Annotated in this window: 18 protein-coding genes and 1 tRNA gene; 5 read left to right on the top strand and 14 right to left on the bottom strand. The window is 58.9% G+C overall.

The window, feature by feature from the left end; translation table 11 throughout:
• The first annotated feature begins 110 nt into the window (after nt 1–110).
• The 3 genes from FP026_RS20455 (at nt 111) to FP026_RS20465 (ending at nt 1959) form a co-directional block, all read left to right on the top strand.
• Nucleotides 111–356 (top strand): hypothetical protein, encoded by a 246-nt coding sequence (locus tag FP026_RS20455; RefSeq protein ID WP_149636431.1) that lies wholly within the window; start codon nt 111–113, stop codon nt 354–356.
• A gap of 73 nt (nt 357–429) precedes the next feature.
• Nucleotides 430–636: a hypothetical protein gene (locus tag FP026_RS20460; RefSeq protein ID WP_149636432.1), complete on the top strand. Its 207-nt coding sequence runs from the start codon at nt 430–432 to the stop codon at nt 634–636.
• Nucleotides 637–939: 303 nt separating this feature from the next.
• The gene (locus tag FP026_RS20465) at nt 940–1959 is read left to right on the top strand and encodes a GlxA family transcriptional regulator (RefSeq protein WP_348642322.1); all 1020 of its coding nucleotides are present in this window, start codon (nt 940–942) and stop codon (nt 1957–1959) included.
• A 32-nt stretch (nt 1960–1991) separates the two neighbouring features.
• Here FP026_RS20465 and FP026_RS20470 read toward each other — a convergent pair whose 3' ends face one another.
• The 4 genes from FP026_RS20470 to FP026_RS20485 all read right to left on the bottom strand — a co-directional run bounded on the left by FP026_RS20470 (nt 1992) and on the right by FP026_RS20485 (nt 8972).
• Complete coding sequence (locus tag FP026_RS20470) at nt 1992–3323, bottom strand: diguanylate cyclase (protein ID WP_149636433.1); 1332 nt, start codon at nt 3321–3323, stop codon at nt 1992–1994.
• Nucleotides 3324–3510: 187 nt separating this feature from the next.
• Entirely contained in the window at nt 3511–4341 is an 831-nt protein-coding gene (locus tag FP026_RS20475) for a response regulator (RefSeq protein WP_149636434.1), read from the bottom strand.
• Nucleotides 4342–4596: 255 nt separating this feature from the next.
• On the bottom strand, nt 4597–7185 hold the full coding sequence (locus tag FP026_RS20480; protein ID WP_149636435.1) for a mechanosensitive ion channel family protein: 2589 nt from the start codon (nt 7183–7185) through the stop codon (nt 4597–4599).
• A 371-nt stretch (nt 7186–7556) separates the two neighbouring features.
• Complete coding sequence (locus FP026_RS20485) at nt 7557–8972, bottom strand: FAD/NAD(P)-binding protein (RefSeq protein WP_149636436.1); 1416 nt, start codon at nt 8970–8972, stop codon at nt 7557–7559.
• Between the two features lie 710 nt (nt 8973–9682).
• Here FP026_RS20485 and FP026_RS20490 point away from each other — a divergent pair.
• Nucleotides 9683–10900, top strand: coding sequence for an SfnB family sulfur acquisition oxidoreductase (locus FP026_RS20490; RefSeq protein WP_149636437.1), 1218 nt, complete (start codon nt 9683–9685; stop codon nt 10898–10900).
• Nucleotides 10901–10923: 23 nt separating this feature from the next.
• On the opposite strand, the gene FP026_RS20495 is transcribed toward FP026_RS20490, so the two are convergent.
• A complete protein-coding gene (locus FP026_RS20495; RefSeq protein ID WP_149636438.1) occupies nt 10924–11391 on the bottom strand; it encodes an RrF2 family transcriptional regulator in 468 nt (155 codons plus the stop codon).
• Nucleotides 11392–11599: 208 nt separating this feature from the next.
• Nucleotides 11600–13060 (bottom strand): FAD/NAD(P)-binding protein, encoded by a 1461-nt coding sequence (locus FP026_RS20500; RefSeq protein WP_149636439.1) that lies wholly within the window; start codon nt 13058–13060, stop codon nt 11600–11602.
• 994 nt (nt 13061–14054) lie between these two features.
• On the opposite strand from FP026_RS20500, the gene FP026_RS20505 reads away from it, so the two are divergent.
• Nucleotides 14055–14351: a hypothetical protein gene (locus tag FP026_RS20505; RefSeq protein WP_149636440.1), complete on the top strand. Its 297-nt coding sequence runs from the start codon at nt 14055–14057 to the stop codon at nt 14349–14351.
• 232 nt (nt 14352–14583) lie between these two features.
• On the opposite strand, the gene FP026_RS20510 is transcribed toward FP026_RS20505, so the two are convergent.
• The 8 genes from FP026_RS20510 to FP026_RS20545 all read right to left on the bottom strand — a co-directional run bounded on the left by FP026_RS20510 (nt 14584) and on the right by FP026_RS20545 (nt 22456).
• Nucleotides 14584–14659 (bottom strand) — tRNA-Lys (locus tag FP026_RS20510).
• A gap of 124 nt (nt 14660–14783) precedes the next feature.
• Nucleotides 14784–15701 carry a PhzF family phenazine biosynthesis protein gene (locus FP026_RS20515; RefSeq protein WP_188112640.1) on the bottom strand — a complete coding sequence of 306 codons (918 nt, stop codon included), beginning with the start codon at nt 15699–15701 and terminating at the stop codon, nt 14784–14786.
• Nucleotides 15702–15769: 68 nt separating this feature from the next.
• Nucleotides 15770–16507 carry an NUDIX hydrolase gene (locus tag FP026_RS20520; protein WP_149636442.1) on the bottom strand — a complete coding sequence of 246 codons (738 nt, stop codon included), beginning with the start codon at nt 16505–16507 and terminating at the stop codon, nt 15770–15772.
• Entirely contained in the window at nt 16504–17619 is a 1116-nt protein-coding gene (locus FP026_RS20525) for an endonuclease/exonuclease/phosphatase family protein (protein ID WP_149636443.1), read from the bottom strand. Before FP026_RS20525 ends, FP026_RS20520 begins: the two co-directional genes overlap by 4 nt.
• 51 nt (nt 17620–17670) lie before the next feature.
• On the bottom strand, nt 17671–18666 hold the full coding sequence (locus FP026_RS20530) for an isopenicillin N synthase family dioxygenase (RefSeq protein WP_149636444.1): 996 nt from the start codon (nt 18664–18666) through the stop codon (nt 17671–17673).
• A 78-nt stretch (nt 18667–18744) separates the two neighbouring features.
• Nucleotides 18745–19776, bottom strand: a complete 1032-nt coding sequence (locus FP026_RS20535) for an ABC transporter ATP-binding protein (protein ID WP_149636445.1) — start codon at nt 19774–19776, stop codon at nt 18745–18747.
• Entirely contained in the window at nt 19764–21458 is a 1695-nt protein-coding gene (locus tag FP026_RS20540; protein ID WP_149636446.1) for an ABC transporter permease, read from the bottom strand. The genes FP026_RS20535 and FP026_RS20540 overlap by 13 nt, the downstream gene beginning before the upstream one ends.
• A 17-nt stretch (nt 21459–21475) precedes the next feature.
• Nucleotides 21476–22456: an ABC transporter substrate-binding protein gene (locus FP026_RS20545; RefSeq protein ID WP_149636447.1), complete on the bottom strand. Its 981-nt coding sequence runs from the start codon at nt 22454–22456 to the stop codon at nt 21476–21478.
• Nucleotides 22457–22567: the final 111 nt, after the last annotated feature.

Below are 22567 nucleotides of genomic sequence, written 5' to 3' on the forward strand. Positions count from 1 at the left end.
TCAATTTTTCTGATCCTAAACACCATATCATTTCATTTGTCTGAATGTCAACGAAGCACCATATTAGGCGTAATGGAAATTCACGCAGACAGTCGTAAAGGAGAAAAACCATGGCTGACACGGCATTGAGCGAAGTTTCTCGCCTCTACACGCTCTTACGCGTACGAAAAATTCAGCGGACGGCGCAACATACACTCGATGAGATCGCCACCCACTTTCCGGCTCATCTGATCGACGACGTCAACGCCCGCGGCCTGCCGCCGGATCGGACCCTGTCGATCCTCGAGCGCAAGCCCGGCAAGGTGCGTTCGTTCAAAAATACTGATGGCAATCATAAGATCTATTCGCTTGATTGATCAATATGCCGGATCCATATTGTATCCGGTAGGCGTGACATTTTGAGCGGTTGACACTGAAAGGAATCCGCAAATGACAACGATGACCTATAGACAGCCCGGCAGGATGCGGAACTCGTTTCCATCAGGCGGTAGCTACGTGCCCTTCATCTCCCGCATCGCCCATCGCTGGCAGCAATGGCGTTCGCTTCGCGAGCTTGAGTCCCTGTCCGACGATCTGCGCAAAGACCTCGGCTGGCCGGCCGCAAACGAAACGAAGAATCCGAAAGCCATGCGATGATTGCAAAAGATCGAAAGCATTGAAGGCGGCGCTCAACCCCAACGAGTGTCGCCTTTTGAACATTTGATCATCTGAATGCGCATTCCCGAATAATTCCTCGAATTACCTTCATATACCTTCCTTTGCTCCAGGCAGATCGCCTGCCTTCCCATTCAATCCTCTTCTAGAGCGACATTTTTCCGAACAGGCGCAAATATCCCTTTGCAGCCGCGATTATCCATGCCAGTGTCGCTAATAGACCATCGGGCCGACGTATTTGACGCAAGGAATACGCAATGGTCCTTGAGCATGGATTTTCACGATATGAGCAAGACTCCGATTAAGACGCGTTCCCTGGTTTTCTTCCTCGTCCCGCATTTCACCATGCTGCCGTTTTCCGCCGCGATCGAGACGCTGCGGATTGCCAACCGCATGCTGGGCTATCCCGCTTATACGTGGCGGCTCGCCTCCGCGGACGGCCAGAAAGTCTATTCCTCCAGCGGCATCGGATTGGAGGTCAATTCATCCCTCATGGACGAGCGCCGCTATCTTGGCGGCGAGAACCGGCCGAACATGGTGCTGGTCTGTTCCGGCATCTATGTCGAGGAATTCCACAACAAGTCGGTCAATGCCTGGCTGCGCGAGACCTATAATCGCGGCGTCGCAGTCGGCAGCCTCTGTACGGGCGCGCATGTGCTCGCCCAGGCCGGATTGCTGAACGGCAAGCGCTGTGCGATCCACTGGGAGAACCTGCCGGGCTTTTCCGAGACCTTCCCGCAGGCGGAAGTCTATGCCGATCTCTACGAGGTCGACAGCAACATCTACACCTGCGCCGGCGGCACGGCTTCGCTCGACATGATGCTGAACCTCATCGGCCAGGACTTCGGCGAAAACCTCGTCAACCGCGTCTGCGAACAGCAGCTGACAGACCGCGTCCGCAGCCCGCACGATCGCCAGCGCCTGCCCCTGCGCGCGCGCCTGGGCGTCCAGAACGCCAAGGTCCTGTCGATTATCGAGCTAATGGAAAGCAATCTCGCCGAGCCGTTGTCGCTTCTGGAAATCGCCGACGATGCCGGCCTGTCGCGCCGCCAGATCGAGCGCCTGTTCCGCCAGGAGATGGGCCGCTCGCCGGCCCGCTATTACCTTGAAATCCGGCTGGATCGCGCCCGGCATCTGCTCGTGCAATCCTCCATGCCGGTCGTGGAAGTCGCCGTTGCCTGCGGTTTCGTCTCCGCCTCGCACTTCTCCAAGTGTTATCGCGAACTCTATAACCGCTCGCCCCAGCAGGAGCGCGCCGAGCGCAAGCTGACCATGTCGACGAACCGCACAGGAATCGTCGTCTAAAGGCCTGAGCAAACAAGACTATGGGGCGCGGCCTATTGGGCCGCCTCCTGGGCCATCTTGAAGTCCGAATAGACCTGATTGCGGCCATTGTGCTTCGCCATATAGAGAAACTGGTCGGCGGCGTTGAGATAGTTGTCGAAGGCTTCGTATCCGGCGATCTCGGCAACACCGATGGAAACCGTCACCGACAATTCCTCGTCATCGGCATGGACCTTCAGATCCGCAAGGCTGAGGCGCACCTCATCGCAGACCGCGGTCGCTGCGCGTGAATTCATTTCGGTAAAGAGAATGGCGAACTCCTCGCCGCCAAGGCGGGAGAGCAGGTTGTCGCTGCCTTCAAAAAGCGCACCGAGCCTGCCGGCAACGGCCTTCAAGACCTGATCGCCGATCTCGTGACCATAGGTATCGTTCAGATTCTTGAAATGATCGATATCGAGAATGGCGACCGAACTCGGACGCTGGCGGCGCAGGCACTCGTTTACGAGACGCGGACCGTGGTCGTAGAAATAACGCCTGTTATAAAGGCCCGTTAGATAATCGCTCGCCGCCGCCGCGCGCAATTGCTTCAGCTGTGCCAATGTCTCGACGTTCAACGCTATACGACACTGCAGTTCCTCTGGAACGAAGGGGCGATAGATGAAGTCGCTCGCACCGGCCTTCAAGAAGGTCGCGGACAGCAATCGGTCAGTCGATGACGAAATGCCGATGATCCGCATCCGGTCCGAACCAAAACGATGGCGGATGCGGCGTGTCAGTTCGTGCCCATTCATATCGGGCATGTTGTAGTCGGTGACGACGACTTCGATATCGTCGAACTCCTCGAGCGCCGCCAGAGCTTCGATGCCGGTGCCGGCTTCGGTGACCTTGAATTGCTGGGCATATAGCAAATCCGTCAGCATCTTTCGGGCCGACGGCAGATCGTCCACAACCAAAACGCGTGTCGATCGATTGGCGATGGCGCGCCTGACCGATGAGACCAGATTATCGAGCGCAAACTCGCCGTCCTTGAGCACGTAATCGACGACGCTACGCTCCATGATGCGGTTACGCGTTGCGACATCGAAAGAGGCAGTGAAAACGATGGTGGGAATACTATGGGCGACCGCGACATCCAAAGCCTCGCCATGGGGGGCGTCGGGCAAATTGAGGTCGATCACAGCCATGGTGAAGCCATGGCCCGCATTCGCCAGCGCTTCGTTCAGCATTTTCAGCGATGGGCAATGCGTGACCGCCAGGCCGAGCTCGGTCTCGAACCGATGCGAAAGCACGGCGGAAAACATGCGGGAATCCTCCACCAGAAGTATCTTCTGGTGACCGTTGCGGTGGCCGCTGCCATCGCCGAGGGATCCCACATGCAGTACCATTTCCCTTCAATTCCTCCCACGCCATAGGCGCCTGAATCTCAGTCAATCGCAGGGTCTGCCAAACCGTTCTTCACCTTATCCTGAATAGGATTCGTGAAAAAATTGGAACCATAGATTGCGGAGATTTATACAAAAATGATTTTTCCTCACGTTTTTTTTGAAGCTGACTTGCCCGCTTCCGCAATGCCTAGGCGGGTTCCTCCACTTTACGCGCCGTCTGGATCTGCAGCAGCGTATCGAGATTCTGATTCACGCGGCAGTAGAATTCCTCGTCGATGAATGGCCGCAGGATGAAATCGTTGCCGCCGGCCTTGAGGAACCGTGCCGACAGCAGCCGGTTGCTGGACGATGAAACGCCGATGATGCGCAGCTCGTGCGAGCCGGTGGTGGCGCGAATGCGCCGCGTCAGTTCGAAGCCGTCCATGTCTGGCATGTTGTAGTCCGTGACCATAAGGCCGATATCCGGACTGGCCTTCAGGATTTGGAGCGCCTTGGCGCCGCTCTCAGCAACGCTGACACGGAAGTTATAGCGCTTGAGGCGGCTGGACAGCAAAGCGCGCGCCGTGGCACTGTCGTCGACGATCAACACATGATGGCGGTGGTTGGTGAGAAAGCGGCAGATCGATTCCGCCAGCATGTCGACTGCGAACACATTGTCTTTGAGAATGTAGTCGACGACATCCCTGGCGATCAGCTCGTCGCGCGTACCTTCCAGGAAGGTGCCGGTGAAGGCGATGGTCGGAATGCTGAGATCGACCAGATAAGCCAGGGCTTCGCCTTTCTCGGCGCCCGGCAGGTTCATATTCGAGATCGCCAGCTTGATCGGCTCCGACGACTTGTCATAGGCAAGCTGTAGCTCCTCGAAATTCCGACAAATCTCGACATCGATGTCCAGAAGCTCCTTGAGCCTGGCACGGATCATCGCGGTAAATAGATTGGAATCCTCGACGAGAAGAATGCGCGAGCCGGCAAGAGACGCGCCGGAATATTGCATCCCCGAAACACCCAGAAATGGCATAATGAAAACCTGTTATTGGAAATGATCCCCTCTGTACTTTTTTAAAACAAAGCTTTTGCGGATTCATTAAACCGACTGGTTTCCCAGAAATGAAGAAACGCGGCATCCGCTGCGGCAGACGCACGCGAATGTTCCAGCCCTTGGAGCCGGTCGACAATCATCAAGCATGGAATATCGCGTGCCGCTGATGTCGGCTACAGGTCCGCCCTGCCCGCGGACATGCGGTATAAACCCGGCCGGAACCAGTTGCCCAGCTCACTCCGCTGCGGTTCTACCGCGGCGACGGCCGGCACTCTTTACCTCGGAAGCATTCTCCTCGGACGGAGCAACAGCTTCCGCCGCATCGGCCTCGGGGCCATCGGCGGAATCCGTCAACAGGCTGGCCGCAACATCACCGTTCCGTTCTCTCTTGCCGTCGCGAACGATATGCAGCTCCTGATGCGGATAGGGAATGGCAATCCCCTCTTCCTTGAACCGCCTCAGAATTTCGATGCGCAGATTGTTGCGGATCTCCATGCCGTCGGAAAGATCCGAGAGGTAGAAGCGCATCTCGAAATCCAGGGATGACGGACCGAAGCGCAGGAACTCCACGTGCGGCTCGGGATTTCTAAGAACTTTCGGGATCGCGCGCACCAGTTCCAGCAGAATCTCCATGACCTTGCGCGGATCGGCATCATAGCTGACCGACACCGGAATTTCCGAGCGGCCGAGCCGGTTGCGATGCGTCCAGTTGCCAACAGAAGCGTTGATGAGCTCGGAATTCGGCACGATGATCGACTGTTTGCGGAAGGTCTCGATCTCTGTCGCGCGCACCGAGATGCGCTTAACGATACCCTCCGAAGTGCCCGACACGATCCAGTCGCCGACCTTGAAAGGCCGTTCGACCAGAAGGATCAGGCCCGACACGAAATTCGACACGATATTCTGCAGACCGAAACCGATACCGACCGAAAGCGCACTGGCGACGAGCGCGAGGCTGGACAAATCGATACCGGCGGCGGAAATGGCAAAGATAGCCGCCAAGGCTATGCCGAGATAGCCGATGCCGGTCCTCACGGAGTTGCGGACGCCCAGGTCCACCTGCCCGCGCGCCATGACATTGCTGTCGAGCCAGCGCTGGAACCAGCGCGTGACCAGATAGCCGCCGGCAAACAGCAGAATACCGACGAAGATGCCGAGCAACGAGATCGACATGTTGCCGATCTTGATCTCGGTAAACAGCCGATAGGCGAAGACCTCCAAATCCTGGATGTGGAAGCCCCAGGACAGCAGGATCAGCGGAATGCCCGTCAGCAGCGCGACGGCATAGGTTGCAAGCCCGGCAGCAAGGCCGGCCTGATCGAGAGCCACTTCGCGAAGCTTCAGCCGGTTTTCCAGAAAACGGCCGATGATCGTTTCGGCAAAGACGCCCTGCTTCGACACGGCCTTGCCGAGCTGGAAGCCGAGATACATGGTCGCGATGACGGCGCTCGTCACGATCATCTGCGTTGCCATGAAGCGCGCGAGCCCGACATAGCCGATGAACGAGATGAAGATCACCAATATGCCGAGAACGCGAAGAATGAGGGCCATGCCGTGCGGCCAATGCCGCCCGGGCGCATCCGGATCGCCGTTCTTGGCCAGCATCGGCGAGCCGAACGAGGCGGCAATCAGAATGAGGCCGATCAGCAGCGCCGCCAGGAAGCTCTTTGCCACGGTGACGACGACGGGCGAGCCCATGGATTCGCTGATGCGGTCGAAGACATAATCCAAACCATTGACCACGGCCATTGCCTGCAGGCACCAGGCCAGCGAATGCGCGCCCTTGTTCGACAGCTTGACGAGGCGCCAGTGCGGCCGGAACGGCGCAAAGACGGCGTTGCTCAGGCGGCCGACGAAATAGACAAGCCCAATGAAACCGAAGATCGCCGCCAATATCGGCGCGATATCCGGTCGCAGGACATTGAAATTCGAAAGGAAAAAGAAGGACGTGACGAGAAATGCCGCCAGCGACAGCGTGCGGATCAGGGTCGACCAGAAGGCGACGGAGAGCCGGCTGATATAGGGCGGATCCTCGATGGCCTCGTCCTGCACGTAATAACGGCGGAACAGCCTGTAGCCACCGGCGAGGAACAGCAGTGCCGCGCCGATCGACAGACAAACGGCGGCAAGGAACGAAGCGAGCTTGGCTTTCAGCACGAAGCCGATCCAGCTCGCCACGGCGCCGCTGAACTTGATGCCCTCATCGACGAGAGCCGCGCCCGCGTCGTCGAATGTGGTACCGGAAATCTCAGTCCGCTTGAACAATGTCTCGGCGAACAGCCTTCGGCGCATCTCCATGAACCGCATGGAAAGCCGGTTGGTCTCCGCGGTCAGATTGTCGGCATCGAGGATCACGGCGCTGATCTGTGCGCGCTCGGCATTAAGCCGGTCGCGCTCCTGCGCGACGATCGGTGCCTCTGGCGGCTGGCCCTCTTTGGGGGCGGCGCCCAATTGGGTCAGGCGCGTATCGATCTCCGCTGTGCGGGGCTTCAGGCGTGCCGAAATTGCAGCGACGGAGCGATTGAGATCGTCGACACGGCCCGACAGCGCCACCAGCGTCTCGTCGTCGGCCCCCGATTGCTTTGCGCTGTCCTGGAGGGTGTCGTAGGCCTTCTTTGCCTTATTGAGATCGGTAACGGCCGTATCCAGTAACCCGTTTGCAAGCTGCGTGGGCTGTTGCTGGTCCGTTTGTTGCGGCGGCTGGGCCGGCTGTTGATCCTGCGCAAAGGCATAGCCACCAGCCAGCGGGAGGGTGGCGGTAACGGCTCCCAATCCCAACAGCAAAAGGGGCAGCAGAAAAAGACGGCATTTCAGCGGGCGCAAGCAAAGCTCCTCGTCGCACATAACTCGCAGGCAGCGGATGACCGAAATCGCCGAAGAAAATCGAGAACCGAGTCGTCCTATAGTGTGATTGCGAATTTCATAGTCTTTACGCGTACGCCTTGTAAGACAAAGAAAGGCGACACAAAGGCATTCCACGCCTTTATCCGATCCTGAATAGCGCCAGAAGCCGGATATCGCCCGCCTTATCTTGAAGACGACGTGTCGGACTGCTTATGCCTGCCCGGAAAAATAGGCCAGGGGAAAGCCTTGGCAATGGGGCGCCCATCGCCGTCTGCTTCAGGATATCAGGATAAAAGCCTTGGCAGGCCGGGATCGGCGCGCCGAATTGTTTAAACCAGGTCCGAGAAACGTTAGCCGGCCTTGCACTGCGGATGAAAACGTTCTGCCACGTTTTCGGCTGCAGTATAGGCCTGGGTCACGATCTCCGGCACCAGATCGATATCGGGGAGACTTCCGAGCCCCAAGGGACCGATGGCGAAGAGCCCTTCCGTCGTGCGGCCATTGACCTCGAGCGCACCGCTAGCCTCGACGGCCAGACCGAGGCCGAGCTCGTCGGGCACGGCAAGGCCGGTGTCGATCAGGCTGCGCAGCAATGGCGCATTCAGATCGGGCGCCTGGCATCGACAGTCGATCACGTCATCGGCGTAGAGCTGCTCGGGTTCCGATCGGCCCGCAGGCCTCAAAACCATCCCGGTTGGCGTCCGCCGGATGAAATGACCTCGCTGCAACACCGTATTCCCCTCGGCCAGTTCCTGTTTCAGGCGAACATGCAAGGCTTCGGGCAGCCGGTTGCGATGGCTGTCGTAGAGTGCCCGCAGATGACGGTTGAACTGTTGCTTCTGGCCGGCGGGCAAGGATCGCCAGAGCGACCGTGCATGCTTGCGCAAGCCGTTCATGACAGACTGCCAACTTTGGCCGCTCGTCTCCGCCTCCTCGCAGGCCTGACGGATAAAGCGAACAATCTCGCTGAGATTGCCAGGCATTTTATCGGCGGGGAATACCGGATCGGCATTATTGCGCGTGTGGCTTTGCGGCAGGAAGCCCCGCCTCGAAACGATGGTGATCTGCCCGGTATAGCCATTGTCGCGCATCTGCAGCAGCCGGTCGACGACACGTAGGCCGCTGCCGAGCAGGATCGTATGCGGGCGTGACACAAGGCGCCGCGCCCGCACCGTCGTCGGGACATTCACGAGATCGCTGGCCTGCGATTCCTGATCGGTGATGCCGTAACCGGTCGCCACCACCACCATGTCGAACGGCGCATTGACGGCACCGTCGCTTTCCACCACGAAGCGGCCGCCGCGAACGCGGCGAAGCCCGAAGACCGTCTCGCTGCTGACCTGCACGGTCACATCGCGACGCGACGAGAAGGCCTCGGAAAAGCGCTGATAGACGTAGTCGCTGAAAATGCTCTTCGGCACGAAGATCTGCAAAAAGCCGGGTATGGCGGCCGGAACGGCACTGCGGAACGGCGCATTGCCGCAAAGCCATTGATTGAAATCATCGGGATCGCCGGCGGAGACCGAAAGATCGCGAACGCGGCTGTTGAGGATCTCGCTGCTATGGCCCGAGGCCAGCGCCTGACCGCCGCTGACACTGGAATTGGGATCGAAAAGCTGCAGATGGAACGGAAAACGCACTGTCTTCATCAGAGCGATCGCCATCATCATGCCGGAAAAACCGCGCCCGATAACGGCAATGCGCGGCATCACATAAGCCTGTGCCGCCGCGTTCGTCCTGGCGGAAAAAAATCCCTGAACCGTCATATCAACTCCTGGGGCGAGAGGTGGTCGATCATGCCTTTTCTTGGGGCTTGCTCACTTTACGGGCCCAGAAACTCAAACTCCGATATCTGGTGCTCGACAGCCGAAGAACGGTAGCTGACAAAACACACGGAAGCCGCTTCGGTTCTCAAAACTCGGCGCATCCCATCAATCCGGATTTCTCGTCCGCTGAAAGATGCAACAGGCAGGTCCAACTCTGATCTGACACCAGATGCCTGCAATCGGCTGCCATAAATAGCTTCTTGGAAGCCATCAGGCAGCAGGATTATTGTCATTGTCTACTTATTTAGTCGTATATGAAAGCGCGAAAATGCGCCGCTAGCAAGTGCTTTCTTATCCTGACGGGATGAGGCACGCTATGCTGCCGCGCGAAAACGCCGCGTAATTGGCTGCCACTTTGTGGATAACGACCATTTCTATCGGCGGAAAAGGAGTGCATTTCATAGCCCTGAAGCTCCATGCGGCACCGCTTTCGATATAGACGGGCGGGAAGATGAAAGGCTGCCAAGCTCGCTGCCGCAGCAACCGCATATTGGCTGGCTCGCTTACAATTTCTCGATTTGACGCCTATCTTGTCAGAGAATGTGGCACGAGCAACCGAAGAAAATCCGTTGCAGCCGCCTCTATGAAATTAGGATCCCAGCGATTTGCCGCGCCTGAAAGAACGAACCTGGCGCGGCTGAGGAGGGTGAATGGGGACTGTTTCGCAGCTGCATGAACGCGTCAGGCCGCCCGCGCATCGCATTCAAAGCGAAGAGGAAGCGCTCGATATTGCCCGGTCGCTCGCGGCTGATTTCGCGCAACAGGCAAGCGACCGCGATATCAACCGCATCCTGCCCTATGACGAGATCAAGGCCCTGTCTTTGTCAGGCCTGCTCGGCATTTCCGTGCCTTCGGAACATGGCGGCATCGATATTTCGAACTGCGTTCTTGCCGAGGTCATTGCCATACTGGCGGAGGCCGATCCTTCCATCGCGCAGATATTACAGACGCATTTTCATGTGCTGGAGGCAGTCAGAATAGCCGGCGGTGAGGAACAACGGGCATCCCACTTCGGCCGAGCCATCACAGGCGATCGCTTCGGCGGTGTCTTTTCCCAACCCGAGACCGGCGGGACGGATCAGGATGCCCTGCATCTGGCACCGGATGGGCTCGGCTTTCGCCTCAACGGCCGGAGCCTGCCTTCCGCCAGCATTCTGTTTTCAGACTGGATCGCCCTGTTCATCCCGGACAGGCGAAAGGGGCTGATGGCGGCCATCGTGCCTAGAAATGCCGAGGGCATTCAGATCATCGACGACTGGGACGGTTTTGGTCAACGAACCTCCGGAAACGGCACGACCATACTGCATAATGTTTATCTCAGCGCCGATGCCCTGCTCTCGCAACATGAGAAGTTGACGGAGCCCACGGTGATCGATTGCGTGAGCCAGCTCACCCATGCCGGCATCAATCTCGGCATCGCCCGATCCGCTCTGGCGGCGACCATGGAGTTCGTGCGGACCAATCCTCAACCGCCGGCGGATAACGGCTCCAAGCGGGCCGTGGACGATCCGCTATTGGTGACGAGGATCGGCGAAATTGCCATTCGGATCGAAGCCGCGACGGCGATCGTGGAGCGCGCCGGCAGCAAGATCGACGCCGCCCAGATCAACCTCACCGAGGATCACGTCATCGATGCCGCGCTCTCCGTTGCGGCGGCCCAGGCGATTACGGCTGACATCGCTATGGAAGCATCCAATACGCTGTTCGATCTTGCCGGTACGACGTCGGCGCGCATCGGGCTCAATCTCGATCGCCACTGGCGCAACGCCCGCATTCACACATTGTATGATCCCGCGCGCAAAACCCACAATATCGTCGGCAACTACCATCTCAACGGCATAAAGCCGGCAAGAAATTCGCTGGTCTGAAAAACTTGGGAACGCCGGAGAGGTCAGCCGGTCTGCGAGGCGCGGTGGTCTTCCCGCTCCGGTATCTCGACATCCGCGCCGCCGGCAACGAACTGTTCCAACGACATGTTGTCGAGAATCTCGGCAATGGCGTCACGCACCTCCGTCATGGAGCGCCGCACCTGACAGCGCTCCGGATCGGAACAGTCGTCGCAGGCTTCGTAGGCCGTACGGCTGGCGCAGCGGATCGGCGCCAACGGGCCATCCAGAGTGCGAATGACATGACCGATGCGGATTTCCGACGCCGGGCGCGATAGTGAATAGCCACCACCCGGCCCCTTCTTCGAGCGCAAAACGCCGGCATTGCGCAATTCGAGCAGGATGGTATCGAGAAACTTCTTCGGAATATTGTTGCGCAACGCGATATCGTTGATGAATGCGGTTTCCCCCGGACCCAGGCGTGCGAGATCCACCAACGCCTTCAGTCCGTATTTTCCTTTTTTCGTAAGCATCGCCGTCCGCTTTACTGCAAAGTCGATTGTTGAAACCCGGCTTGGCCACCTGAGAGAGACTCACCCGGCCCATCCTGTCATCACGGATTGCGGAAGTAATCCCGCCCCTCGCGATGAGCAAGATAGTAACTCACAAATTGTATAGTTTATATGAGTAAATTTAGGCAATTGTATCGTCTAAGCAACGAATTTGCGGTTTTTCTTGGATTTAAGCGGCGCTACTATCCAAATATGCCTTCCTTTGCCCATGGCCTTGGTCGCTGATCGCGCCTGTGACCTGTTCGGCGACAAGAACGGCATGCTCGACTACCTCGGGCAGTCCCATGAGTTCGCCAAAAGTTCCGCGCGCGAGTGGTCCTGAAATAAACAGGGACGGCGCCACCGTTCCATCGGCAGCAAGTGCCCGCGATTGCGTATCGCAGGCAAATCCCAACCGCGCCGGATCCATCGCGAGATAGCCGGCTCCTGACAGTTCCTCGATCCAGCCTTGCGATTGCAGAATGCCGCGATGCCCGGGACCAGTGGTGACGACGACCGCATCGAATTGTCTGTCGACATGCCGCTTCGCCCGGCTGAGCTGCAATCTGCAGTCAATGAAGCCGTTGGCGACGACGACACCTGCGACCGAAGCTGACAAGACCTCGAGCCTGCCGCTTTCGATCGCCCGATCGCTGACCGCCTCCACCTGTGGCGCGACTCGAAAACGATGCACATCCCAGAACGGCCTCAAATGCCTGACGAGACGGCGTCGCTCCTCGATCGGCAGCGCCTGCCACACATGCCGGCCCTGCGCCCTCACCTGATCGATGACGGCATGCCAGCTGTGCCCTTCGCTCTCCGCCTTGCGGATCGCGGCCCGTAGGCGGCGCAGGAGATCAAGGGCCGTCTTCGACGGCTCGCTGGCGAAATCGCCGAATGGTTCCTGCTTCACCGCCGCATGGCCGCGCGAGCGCAGACCGCGTCGCGATATGGCGGTAACCGGTCCCGTGTGCCCCCTGAGTTCGAGTGAAGCGATGACGTCCGCCGAGGTCAAGCCGTTGCCGACAACCAGCACACGATCCCCGGCGCGAATAGCCGCAAGTGCATTCGGCCGCGTCGGGTCCGGAACGAAGCGCGGATGCCCGCCAAGCGCATCCTGCAGCACCTGCGGCGGAAGGGGCGAAGGGTGGCTGGTGGCGATGACGAGAATATCCGCGTCGACACGCTGTCCCGCCGCACCGGTGACCGCCCAGCGGCCATCTGCCTTCTCGATGCGCTCCACGCCTTGCCTGATATGGACAACGCGCCCATCCTCGACGAAGGGATGGATCATGCTATTGATATACTTGCCGAAAACAGAGCGCCTTGGAAAAAGATTGCCATTGGCGGCGACCGCCGTCTCATCGTCGGCAAGCGCATCTCTCTGCTGCAGCCAGCGTTGAAAATGCTCGATGTCATCGGGCAGCAGGCTCATCTTCGCCGCCGGTACATTGATGCGGTGAGCGGGATCTTGCGTATCGTAGGCAAGCCCTGCCCCGAGACGTTCCCGTGGCTCGAAGATGAAGAGTTGGCCGGGCCGCAGCGACCGTCGCTGCAGCAGATGGAAGGCAACCGCCGTTCCGGAAACGCCGCCGCCGACAATGACGATAACAGGCAGATCAGGCGCCTGGGGGTCAGAGCCAATGGTCAATAGCCAACTCCCTCAAGATCGATCGGCGCATGAGTTCTTCGCGCGGCGAGCAATCGCAATTTCATTGAAGATAATCGTATACTCTATAAAATTTGTTGACAATACGATTGCGGCGGGTGCCAGCTCTTCAGACAACCAAAGGCAGTCAATGCAATGCTGATATGCCTTTGCAAACAAGCGGTTATTTGTGCCTCGCACAATATTGTTTTTGCACCGCAGGATGTAAAAAACTTGGCATGCGGCGGTTGAAAGAACATACTAGTGGTTGTTCTGGTTCGTGTTCTCTGTGGGAGGAGAAACATCATGGAACTGCTTCGTCTGCTCACTGCCTTCGACTATACGCTGGTGTTGATTCTGGCCGTCATCTTCGTGTTCAGCGTCATGGAAGGCGGGCATAAAAAACATTGAATTTAAGCTGTTTAAGGCGATAGCCGTTGCTGCCGGGCAACCACGCCCGGCATAGTTAAATGCGTTTGAGCGATCGCCAAGACGTCACGCACCTCGGCTGGTATCTCCGATGCTGCTGCCCGCATGCAAAGTCCTTTCGATCCTGGAATAAGGATGTGTCATTGCACTCGCAAATCCAACAGTTGATATTGCAGCACTGGATTGTATAATTCGACGCCATTCGCTCGTTGAAACGAGAGAATTATTCCACAAGCTTCGCGCAAACAATTCTTAGGATATTTCTTTGCATCGATAAACCATCGAGCAAGAGGGATATACTTATGGGTTATGACTGGGACGGCATCAAGACACGCCGGATGCGAAGACTGAAATACGGGCTTTCCCTATTCCTTTTCACCATGTCCATAGCCGCGCCAACCATGTTTCTGCTGCATCTCCGCTAAACCCTTGGCAAGTCTGCGCCGGTTGGTGGACCAGGAACTTTGCCTCGGAGCGGCGCTTGAAGTTTAAGATCAATCCACCGCGACGGGGAACCAAAGCGAGCTGCGGGCCGTTCCTAAAGGCTTACGCTATTCAGGAGAACACCATGGCCGACGTCTCGCTGGACAAGGATATCAACGCGCAGATCGATGAGCTCCGCAGACAGATCAACAAGCTCTCGACCGTCCTGACAAATAAGATCGATACCGCTTCGGATCGCGCGGACGAGGCTCTCTACTCATCGAAAGCGAAGGTTGCGAGCATCGCGGACCATGCCCGGTCAGAAGGCCGAAACGTGGTGCGAGCCGCAAGGGAAAATCCGACAGCCACCAGTTCCGTCTTGATCGCGACGGCGCTTCTGGGCGTCCTTACCGGCCTTCTGCTCGGCAAGCTTTCGAACTGATCCCGACAATTCCAATCAAACGAAGACTGGCCCGTCACAATGGCAACTACGCCGCGCTTCGTTTGAAGTTTTGCGCCATGTTTGGGCGGAGGGCACAACGGAACTGATGGAAGAACGTTGAAGCAAGATCGCGCCGCCAGCATTTGAAATGCCAGACCGGAAAATGATTTGGAAATGGCTTCCAAATCATCGTCGTCAATCAGCGTAAATCTTGGCTAAGTGCCTGAAAAGATGGTGGGTGATGTAGGGCTCGAACCTACGACCCGCTGATTAAGAGTCAGCTGCTCTACCAACTGAGCTAATCACCCGCACCGCTTGCTGGCGGCGTGACCGGGCATATAAATAGGATCGGTTTGATTGTCCAGCGGCCAGACGAATTTTCTTTGATTATTTGTCAAAAAAATTTCAGAAGCGGCGAAAAACCCCGTAAAATCAAAGCTCAAGGATTCCAGACGCGATGCGCACAGCCTGCCCGCCGATGCGGGCGTTGGCGATCAGCCCGCCGTCGACATCGACATGGAGGTGAATCAGAGACGGCCGCCCCATCTCCATGCCCTGCTCGATGATGAAGGGATGATGCCCATCCGGCAGCGCATCGAACTGATTGATGGCGCCGGACATCGCCGCGACCGCCGAACCCGTTGCCGGGTCCTCCACAATGCCCATGCCGATTGGAAACACGCGGGCGTGAAACTTCGCCACATGATTGACCCCGCCGCGGCAATAGATGAAGGCCGAGGCCAGTGCGCCATCGACGAAGGGGACCGTCTTTTCCCAAAGCTGCGAATCGAATTCCATCCGCTCTGCCACACCGACATCGTGCACCGGCACCAGAAGAAACGGCACTCCGGCGCTCCAGATGGATGGAACGTGGTTCTCGAAACCAATCTCGGTGATGTTCAGGCTGAGTGCGTTGGCGATGTCGGCCTTGTCGAGCGGCAACAGGATCTGCTGCGATTTCTTCGGCAGGTCGAACTCGGCAAAGCTCGCCTTGTTCTGCCGCAGCTTGATGGCGCAGCGCACCGGCCCAAGGCGCTCGTCGAGAACGGAAACAAGATCGAGATCTCCGCCGTGGCTGGCATGAGCCTTCTCCGCCAGAGCGATCGCTGTGCCGACAGTCGGGTGCCCGGCAAAAGGCAGCTCGCGGCCGGGCGTGAATATGCGCAAGCTTGCCGTATGGGCCGGATTTTGCGGCGGCAGCACGAACACCGTCTCGGAAAGGTTCAGCTCCCTAGCGATCGCCTGCATCGCCTCGTCGCTCAGGCCCTCGGCTTCGAAGACGATTCCGAGCGGATTGCCCACCAGCTTGCTGTCGGTGAACACATCATAGACACTATAGCTGCGCGTCAATCCGGCCTCCATCCGTATTTCCAGATTCGATTATTCATACCGGCAAGCGACCCTAGCGCAAGCCCAAGCTATTTGCCGCTGCCGAAGAACCAGGCGAGAACGGGAAGCATCGCAATATTATAGGGGTGCGCCGCCGGGTCGGCCGATCGAATAGCGACCACGCCATCGACCTCGTCCTCTTCGGAAACGAGCATATGCGCTTCGATCCGCCGAAGCATGTCCTCTGCCGTCCATGGAAAACGGAAGACACGGAGAAGCGTGATCGAACGCCTTATATGCATTGCGTAATATCCAGATACCGGGGCGGCATCACGTAGATCGAGACCAGTCTCCTCCAACACCTCACGCCGCATATTGCCTTCGACATCGGCGTGCCCATCGACGATATCGTTCTCATCCATCGATCCGGAGGCGCAATAGACCTGACCGGGATTTGCGGTATGGGCGGCCATGCGTATCGCGATGATCGCTCCGTCCGACGATACGATGACGGGAAAGGCAAAAAGGTGAAAAGCTCCCGGCTGCCGCTGCTTTCGCCACAAGAGAAATGTCGAGAAGGACGTTACATAGGCCTCCCCCTTCACTGCACCACCGGTAAGCGACAGCCTATGCTGAAAGATCATGCGACCGTCATAGAGTGATGGGTTGGCGGCAATTTCCCTTGCCCAGTTCTCCCGCGCCGCCTCCTGCTCGCGCATGTGAAACGGATGCTCGCCGGGAAACACGGTAAGGTCGATGCTGGAGATGGGGAACACGGTGCTTTCCGGCGGCCAGCCGGCCATGTCGTTCTGTTCTGAGAGGGTCATATCAAATCCAATGTCATGACGACGGGGCAATGATCGGATGCCTTCGGCCTGTCCCAGCCGACGCGCGGATAGCGCTCTACCTCCTGCCCCGGTGGAAATATGGTGCGGAAAGGCTGGCCCGAACGAACGACATCCGGGACCTGCGTTGCATTGGCGCGCGCCAGAGCTGGAGAGAGCCAGATATAGTCGAGCTGGCACAGCCGCTGCTCCTGCGGCCCGCGCGCGTGATAGAGCGTCCAGCGATCGAGCTCGTCTCGCCGCTGCATGATATTTTCGGCAAAGCCATCATGGCTGAAGACATCGAGCGCACTGCCCTTCTCTTCGTTCCGTGGCTCGAAACGATAGCCCGTGCGGCGCGTGCCGATGACATCTATCCATTCCTGATAGTCGTTCATGTCGCCGCAGATGGCAAAATTCTTCGTTGCCGTGTGGCCAGCCCCGAAACGATCTTCGATGATGCGGCGAACCGCCAAGGTCTCGGCGCGGCGGATCGGCATGGTCGCATGACGCCCATCCATCCCTTCACGTGCCGGCCCCATCGATTTGAGATGCACGACATAGAGAGAGAACGGCACCCCGCCGATATGGAGATGCAGCTCCAGACAGTCACGCTTGAAGATCTTGTCTTCCGGATGAAGCTCGAGTTCCGCCAGTTCGTCGTTGAAAAGACCGAAATCGCTATACGTCACCATCGCGTGACTCTTGATGTCGTTGAGCACGATCGGCTGGCCCACGCGCGTCTCCTCGCGCATCATGACGGCGACATCGATGCCGCGGCTGTCATTGCCCTCGATCAGGAACTTCTGGCGATAGCCGTTGCCGACCATGCGGTAGAGATAACCATATTCGAAAGCCTGCAGGGCAGCCATGTTGTCGACTTCCTGCAGGCAGATGATGTCGGCATCGGCGTCTGCGATCGCAAGCGCCGTCATTTGCCTGGTGTCGTCGGTCGCAGCGATCACGCGCGCGGCTTCGAGTTGCTGGTAGACCTCCTCGTTACGGACATCGAAGAGCTGCAGCACGCGATCCTGACGGAGCTGGTTGCGAAAACCGGTGTAATCGAAGCGGGTCAGAAGGTTTTCGACATTGAATGTCGCAAGGCGCAGGGACATGAAGCATTCCAATTTATAACGAAGCAGGTGAGCCGGTTCACGAAACCCATATCACCCGGCCTTCGCGGTCACGGTCGATTTGAATTTGCCCATCAGATACGGGCCGGACAAAACGGGAGCGTATTTCGGCTCTTCGCCTGTTTTCAGGCACGAAGGCAGGCAGGCAATCTCGGCGAACCAGTTCGGCTGATGGAAAAAGGCCAGGGATTGCCGGCGCTGCATGCCACCCTCTTCCAGCGGCGGATTGACGACGCGATGGACGGTCGAAACCCAGCGGTCATTGGTCCAGAGCGCCATCAGGTCGCCGATGTTGATGACGAAGGCCCCTTCCACCGGCGGTACCGGTGTCCAGTTACCATCCGGAGCAATGATCTCGAGCCCTTTCGAACCGGGCTGCGGCAGCAGGATCGTCAAGCTGCCATAGTCAGTATGCGCACCGGCGCGAAGCTGGCCGGGCTGCGGCGGCACCTGCTGTTCGGGGTAATTCAGCGCCCTCAGCGCGCTGATCGGCGCATCTACGCAGGAATCGAAGAAATGTTCATCAAGGCCGAGCGCCGTAGCGAATACACGCATGATCCGCGCCGCCAGTTTCTCCATCGCTCCATAATAGGCCTTCCACGCCTCCACGAATCCTTCGGGTCCCTCCGGCCAGATGGTGGCGGCATAGCAAAAGCCGAGCGCTTCCGGGTCGCTCATGTCAGCGGGAACGGAAAGCGGACCGCCATTGAAGCTCTCCTTCAGATCCGGCGGGGTGTCGACATTGCGTGATTTTGCGAGCGCCTCCGTACCCGGCCCGAGATAGCCGTAGGGATAGCCAGGATAAAGCGTCTTGGCACGCTGCTTCACCTCGGCAGGCAGGTCGAAGAAGGCCTGCGTCTTCTTCCAAACTTCGGCGATCACGACATCGGCGATGCCGTGGTTGGAAATCGCCAGAAAGCCGGTCGAGCGGCATATCCGATCCACATCGGCACCGAGCCGCTTTTTCTCCTCGTGATCGGCCGCCTCGAAGGCGCCGAGATCGAAAATCGGAAAGCTATGATCGGACATGCGCGACTCCCATCCGTAACCTCGAGCAAATCAAGCATAGGAGGAGGCGGGGAACAACCATCTTGTCCCCCTGCCCGATCAAAGCCGCCAGGCCGAGCGAATGGCGACCCGATAGTCATCGCCCGCGGCAACAGCCTCGCGGCTAAAGGCGCGCAGTATCCGCCCATCAGGCATCAATAGCCTCATCGCATATCGCTCGCCCTCATAGAGAACGGAATCGACCCGACAGGAAATGCCTTCCGCGTCGGCGAGCACGTCTTCGGGCCGCACAAGAATATCCGCAACCGCCGAGCCGCCTGCCCGGTTTTCCCAAAGGCCTCGGAAGGAGGCCCAATCTATCCGGCGCGGACTGCCATCGGGAAAAGCAAGCGGCAGTATGGCGCCCTGCCCGACCAGACTGCCGACCATTCTGCCTTCGGGGCGAGCATAGATTTCCGCCGGCGGTGCCACCTGCAGCAGCCGCCCTTCGGACATGACGGCAACATCGGTCGCAAGCGCCATCGCTTCGCTCTGGTCGTGCGTGACATAGACCATGGTGGCGCCCGAGCGCTGGTGGAATTCGCGAAAGGTCTCCTCCATCTCCTTCTTCAGGTGACGGTCAAGATTGGCGAGCGGCTCGTCGAGCAGCACGACATCGGGCGATGTCACCAGGCAGCGAGCAAGCGCCACACGCTGCCTCTGACCGCCGGAGAGATCCGCGGGCCGGCGTTCCGCATAGTCGTCGAGGCGCACGGTCGCCAGCGCCTCGCGCACCTTCTCGCGGTAGCGTTCTCCGGAAATGCCGCGCACCTTGAGTGGATAACCGACATTGTCGGCGACATTCATATGCGGCCAGAGCGCGTAGGATTGGAACACCATCGCCATGTTGCGCCGCTCGGGCGGCAGCATGCTCGCCGCATCCGCCAGCAGCCGCTCCCCGAGATGAATGGAGCCATCCGTCGGCTGCTCGAAGCCCGCAATCATTCTAAGCACGGTCGTCTTGCCGCAGCCGGAGGGGCCGAGCAGCGCCAGGAAACCACCATCGCGAACATCGAGCGACAAGGCGGTGACGGCAGCGCGGCCGCCCGTGCCGAAATCCTTGCCGACGTGATTGAGGATCAGCTTCGCCAAGGCACCACTCCCTTCGGCAGGCGCTTGGCCATGATTTCCAGAAGCACCATCATGATGACGACCATGGCAATGACGATGACCGACATGGCCGAGGCCAGATCGGCACTGCCGCCATCATCGAGATTGTAGATGACAACGCCGAGCGTCTGCGTCCCGGCCGACCAGAGCAGCGCCGAAACGGTCAACTCGTTGCAGGCGATCAGGAAGACGAGGATCACCGAGGCACCGGCCGCCGGCGCGATCAGCGGCACGATGATATCGGCTAGACGGCGGAAGAACCCCGCACCGGAAAGACGCGCCGCCTCTTCCAGCGCCGGATCGAGCTGCAGGAAGGCGCTCATGACCGGCTTCAGGCTGACGGCGAAATAGGCGGAGAAATAGGCAAGCAGGATAATCCAGATCGTACCGTAAAGCGTGACGTTGAGGATCGGCAAGGGGGCCGCGAACACCAGGATGAAGCAGACGGCGATGATGATGCCTGGAAGCGAATAAGGAATCTCGATCATGCCGCCGACGATGCGGCTCAGCATGTCCTTGCGCCGCGTTAGCGCGTAGGCTGCAAGCACCGTCACCAACAGGAGACCGAGCGCCGTCATGCTGGCGAGAAACAGCGAGTTGGAAAAGGCGATGCGCGTTATGCTTTGCCGAAACAGGATTTCCGTGAAGGCGTTGAGCGATGCCGTTTTGAAAGTGAGCGGCACGCCATAAGCCGGCACCAGCGCGCCGGCGACTAAGGCCAGAAAGGGTGCGACCAGCATGACGAACAGGATGGCGCCGAGTACCGGCAGGGCAACATAGCGCCAGCGGCCAAGCGAAAAAGCTGCCGTCGCGCCGGAAATGCCGATGACGCGGTAATCACGCCCCTTCAAGGCCCTGCCCTGCACGGCAAGCCCGGCAACGGCAATGACCGCAATCATCGTCGAGAGCACGGCGATATCGCCGAATGTCCTCGGCCCGAAATTGGAGAACTTCGTGAAGATCAGGGTCGACAGCGTGTAGATCGAGGCAGGAATGCCGAGGATTGCGGGGATGCCGAAATTGCCGATTGAGGAGACAAAGGCAATCGCGGCTCCAGCAATGACACCGGGCAGAGACAAAGGCAGGATCATATCGCGGAAGACACGCAGGCCGGAAGCACCAGAAAGCCTCGCGGCCTCCACGCCATCGCGCGGCAGCGCCATCAAGCCCGCGCGCAGGGCGAGATAGACGAGCGGCGCATGCTGGACGCCGTAGAGCAGCGCGATACCGCCGACCGAGTAGAGCGGCTGCGGCGAGCCGAGCGGCGGCGCGATGTGCAGCGCTTTCAGCAAGGGGCTCGACGGTCCTGACATCTGCACCCAGGCGAGCGCCGTCACCTGCGGCGGGATCATCATCGGCAGCACGAAGAGGAAGCCGAGAAGCCCCCTGCCCGAAAGATCCGTCAATGTCAGCAGGAATGCGAAGAGGCAGCCAAGGACCACGGAAACGATAGTGCCGAGCACCGCCGTCTCGATCGTGTACCAGACCGAGCGCCAGAGCGCGGGATCGGCGATGAGGTCATAGGTGCCGCCCCTAAGCAGGGCCTCGATACCGGCAAGCGCCAGCCGCGCCAGCGGCAGGACGCTGAGCAAAAGCACGACGGCGACAACAAAAGGAAACAGCCAGGCCGGCTGGCTGTTTCCCTTACGCACATGTGAGTACATTCCAAATCCGGGTCGGATCACTTCGACTTGAAGTAGGTGGAGAAGGTCTTCAGGTCCTGATCCGTGTTCTTGAGAGCATCGGCGGCATTCAACGGCAAAACCTTGATGCTGTCACGTGCCGGGAAACCTTGCGGCAGCGGCGTGCCATTGCGGGCCGGAATATAGCCGAGCTTCAGGAAGCCTTCCTGGCCCTTTTCGGAAAGGACGTAATCGACGAACTTCTTGGCAGCCTCGGCATGCTGCGTACCGGCAAGAATGCCGACCGGCTCGGTGACTGCCGAAACGCCTTCCTTCGGGAAGACGAATTCCAGCGGAGCGCCCTTGGCCTTTTCACGGATCGGCATGTAGTCGACGATCATGCCATAGGCCTTCTCGCCGGACGCGACGGACTTCAGCACGGCGCCGTTGCCGCCGGAGGCGATCGCGCCGTTGTCGGCGAGGTTCTTATAGTAGTCCCAGCCAAGGCTGCTGACGCCGGCAAGCGTCTGCGCGTGGATGAGAGCCGCACCCGAAGCGAGCGGGCTCGGCATGGCGACGAGACCCTTGGCTTCCGGCTTCACCAGATCCTGCCAGCTTGCCGGCTTCATCGCCGCGGCAGTGTTGTAGACGATGCCGGTCGTGATCAGTTTGGTGGAATAGTAATAACCACCGGCGTCATAGAGCGACGGATCGTAATTTGCGGCTTCCGGCGACTTATAGGCGAGCAGCTTGCCCGCTTCCTTCAAGCGCTCCAGCGTCACCGTATCGGCGATCAGCAGGACATCGGCGACGGGAGCGCCGGCCTGCATCTCAGCCTGCAGCTTGGCGATGATCTGCGGCGTGCCATCACGAACCCAATCGACCTTGATGCCGGGATTGGCGGCCATGAAGCCGTCGACGGTGGCCTGCGCGTCGGCATTCGGCTGGCTGGTATAGAGGACGAAATCTGCAGCACTCGCGGCACCGGAGAAAAAAGCAACGGCCAGCAGGCCGGCAAAAGCGGAAACAAACGTCTTCATGAAGCGCCCTCGGCTGGATGATCAGGAAGGTTCCTTAGACGGATGGCTTAACATGATTGTGACAGTTGAATTTGAATAGATTGCCGTTCGTATGATGATTGAAACTTGACC

This window comes from Martinezella tropici (assembly GCF_008370325.1).
GTDB lineage: Bacteria > Pseudomonadota > Alphaproteobacteria > Rhizobiales > Rhizobiaceae > Rhizobium > Rhizobium tropici_B.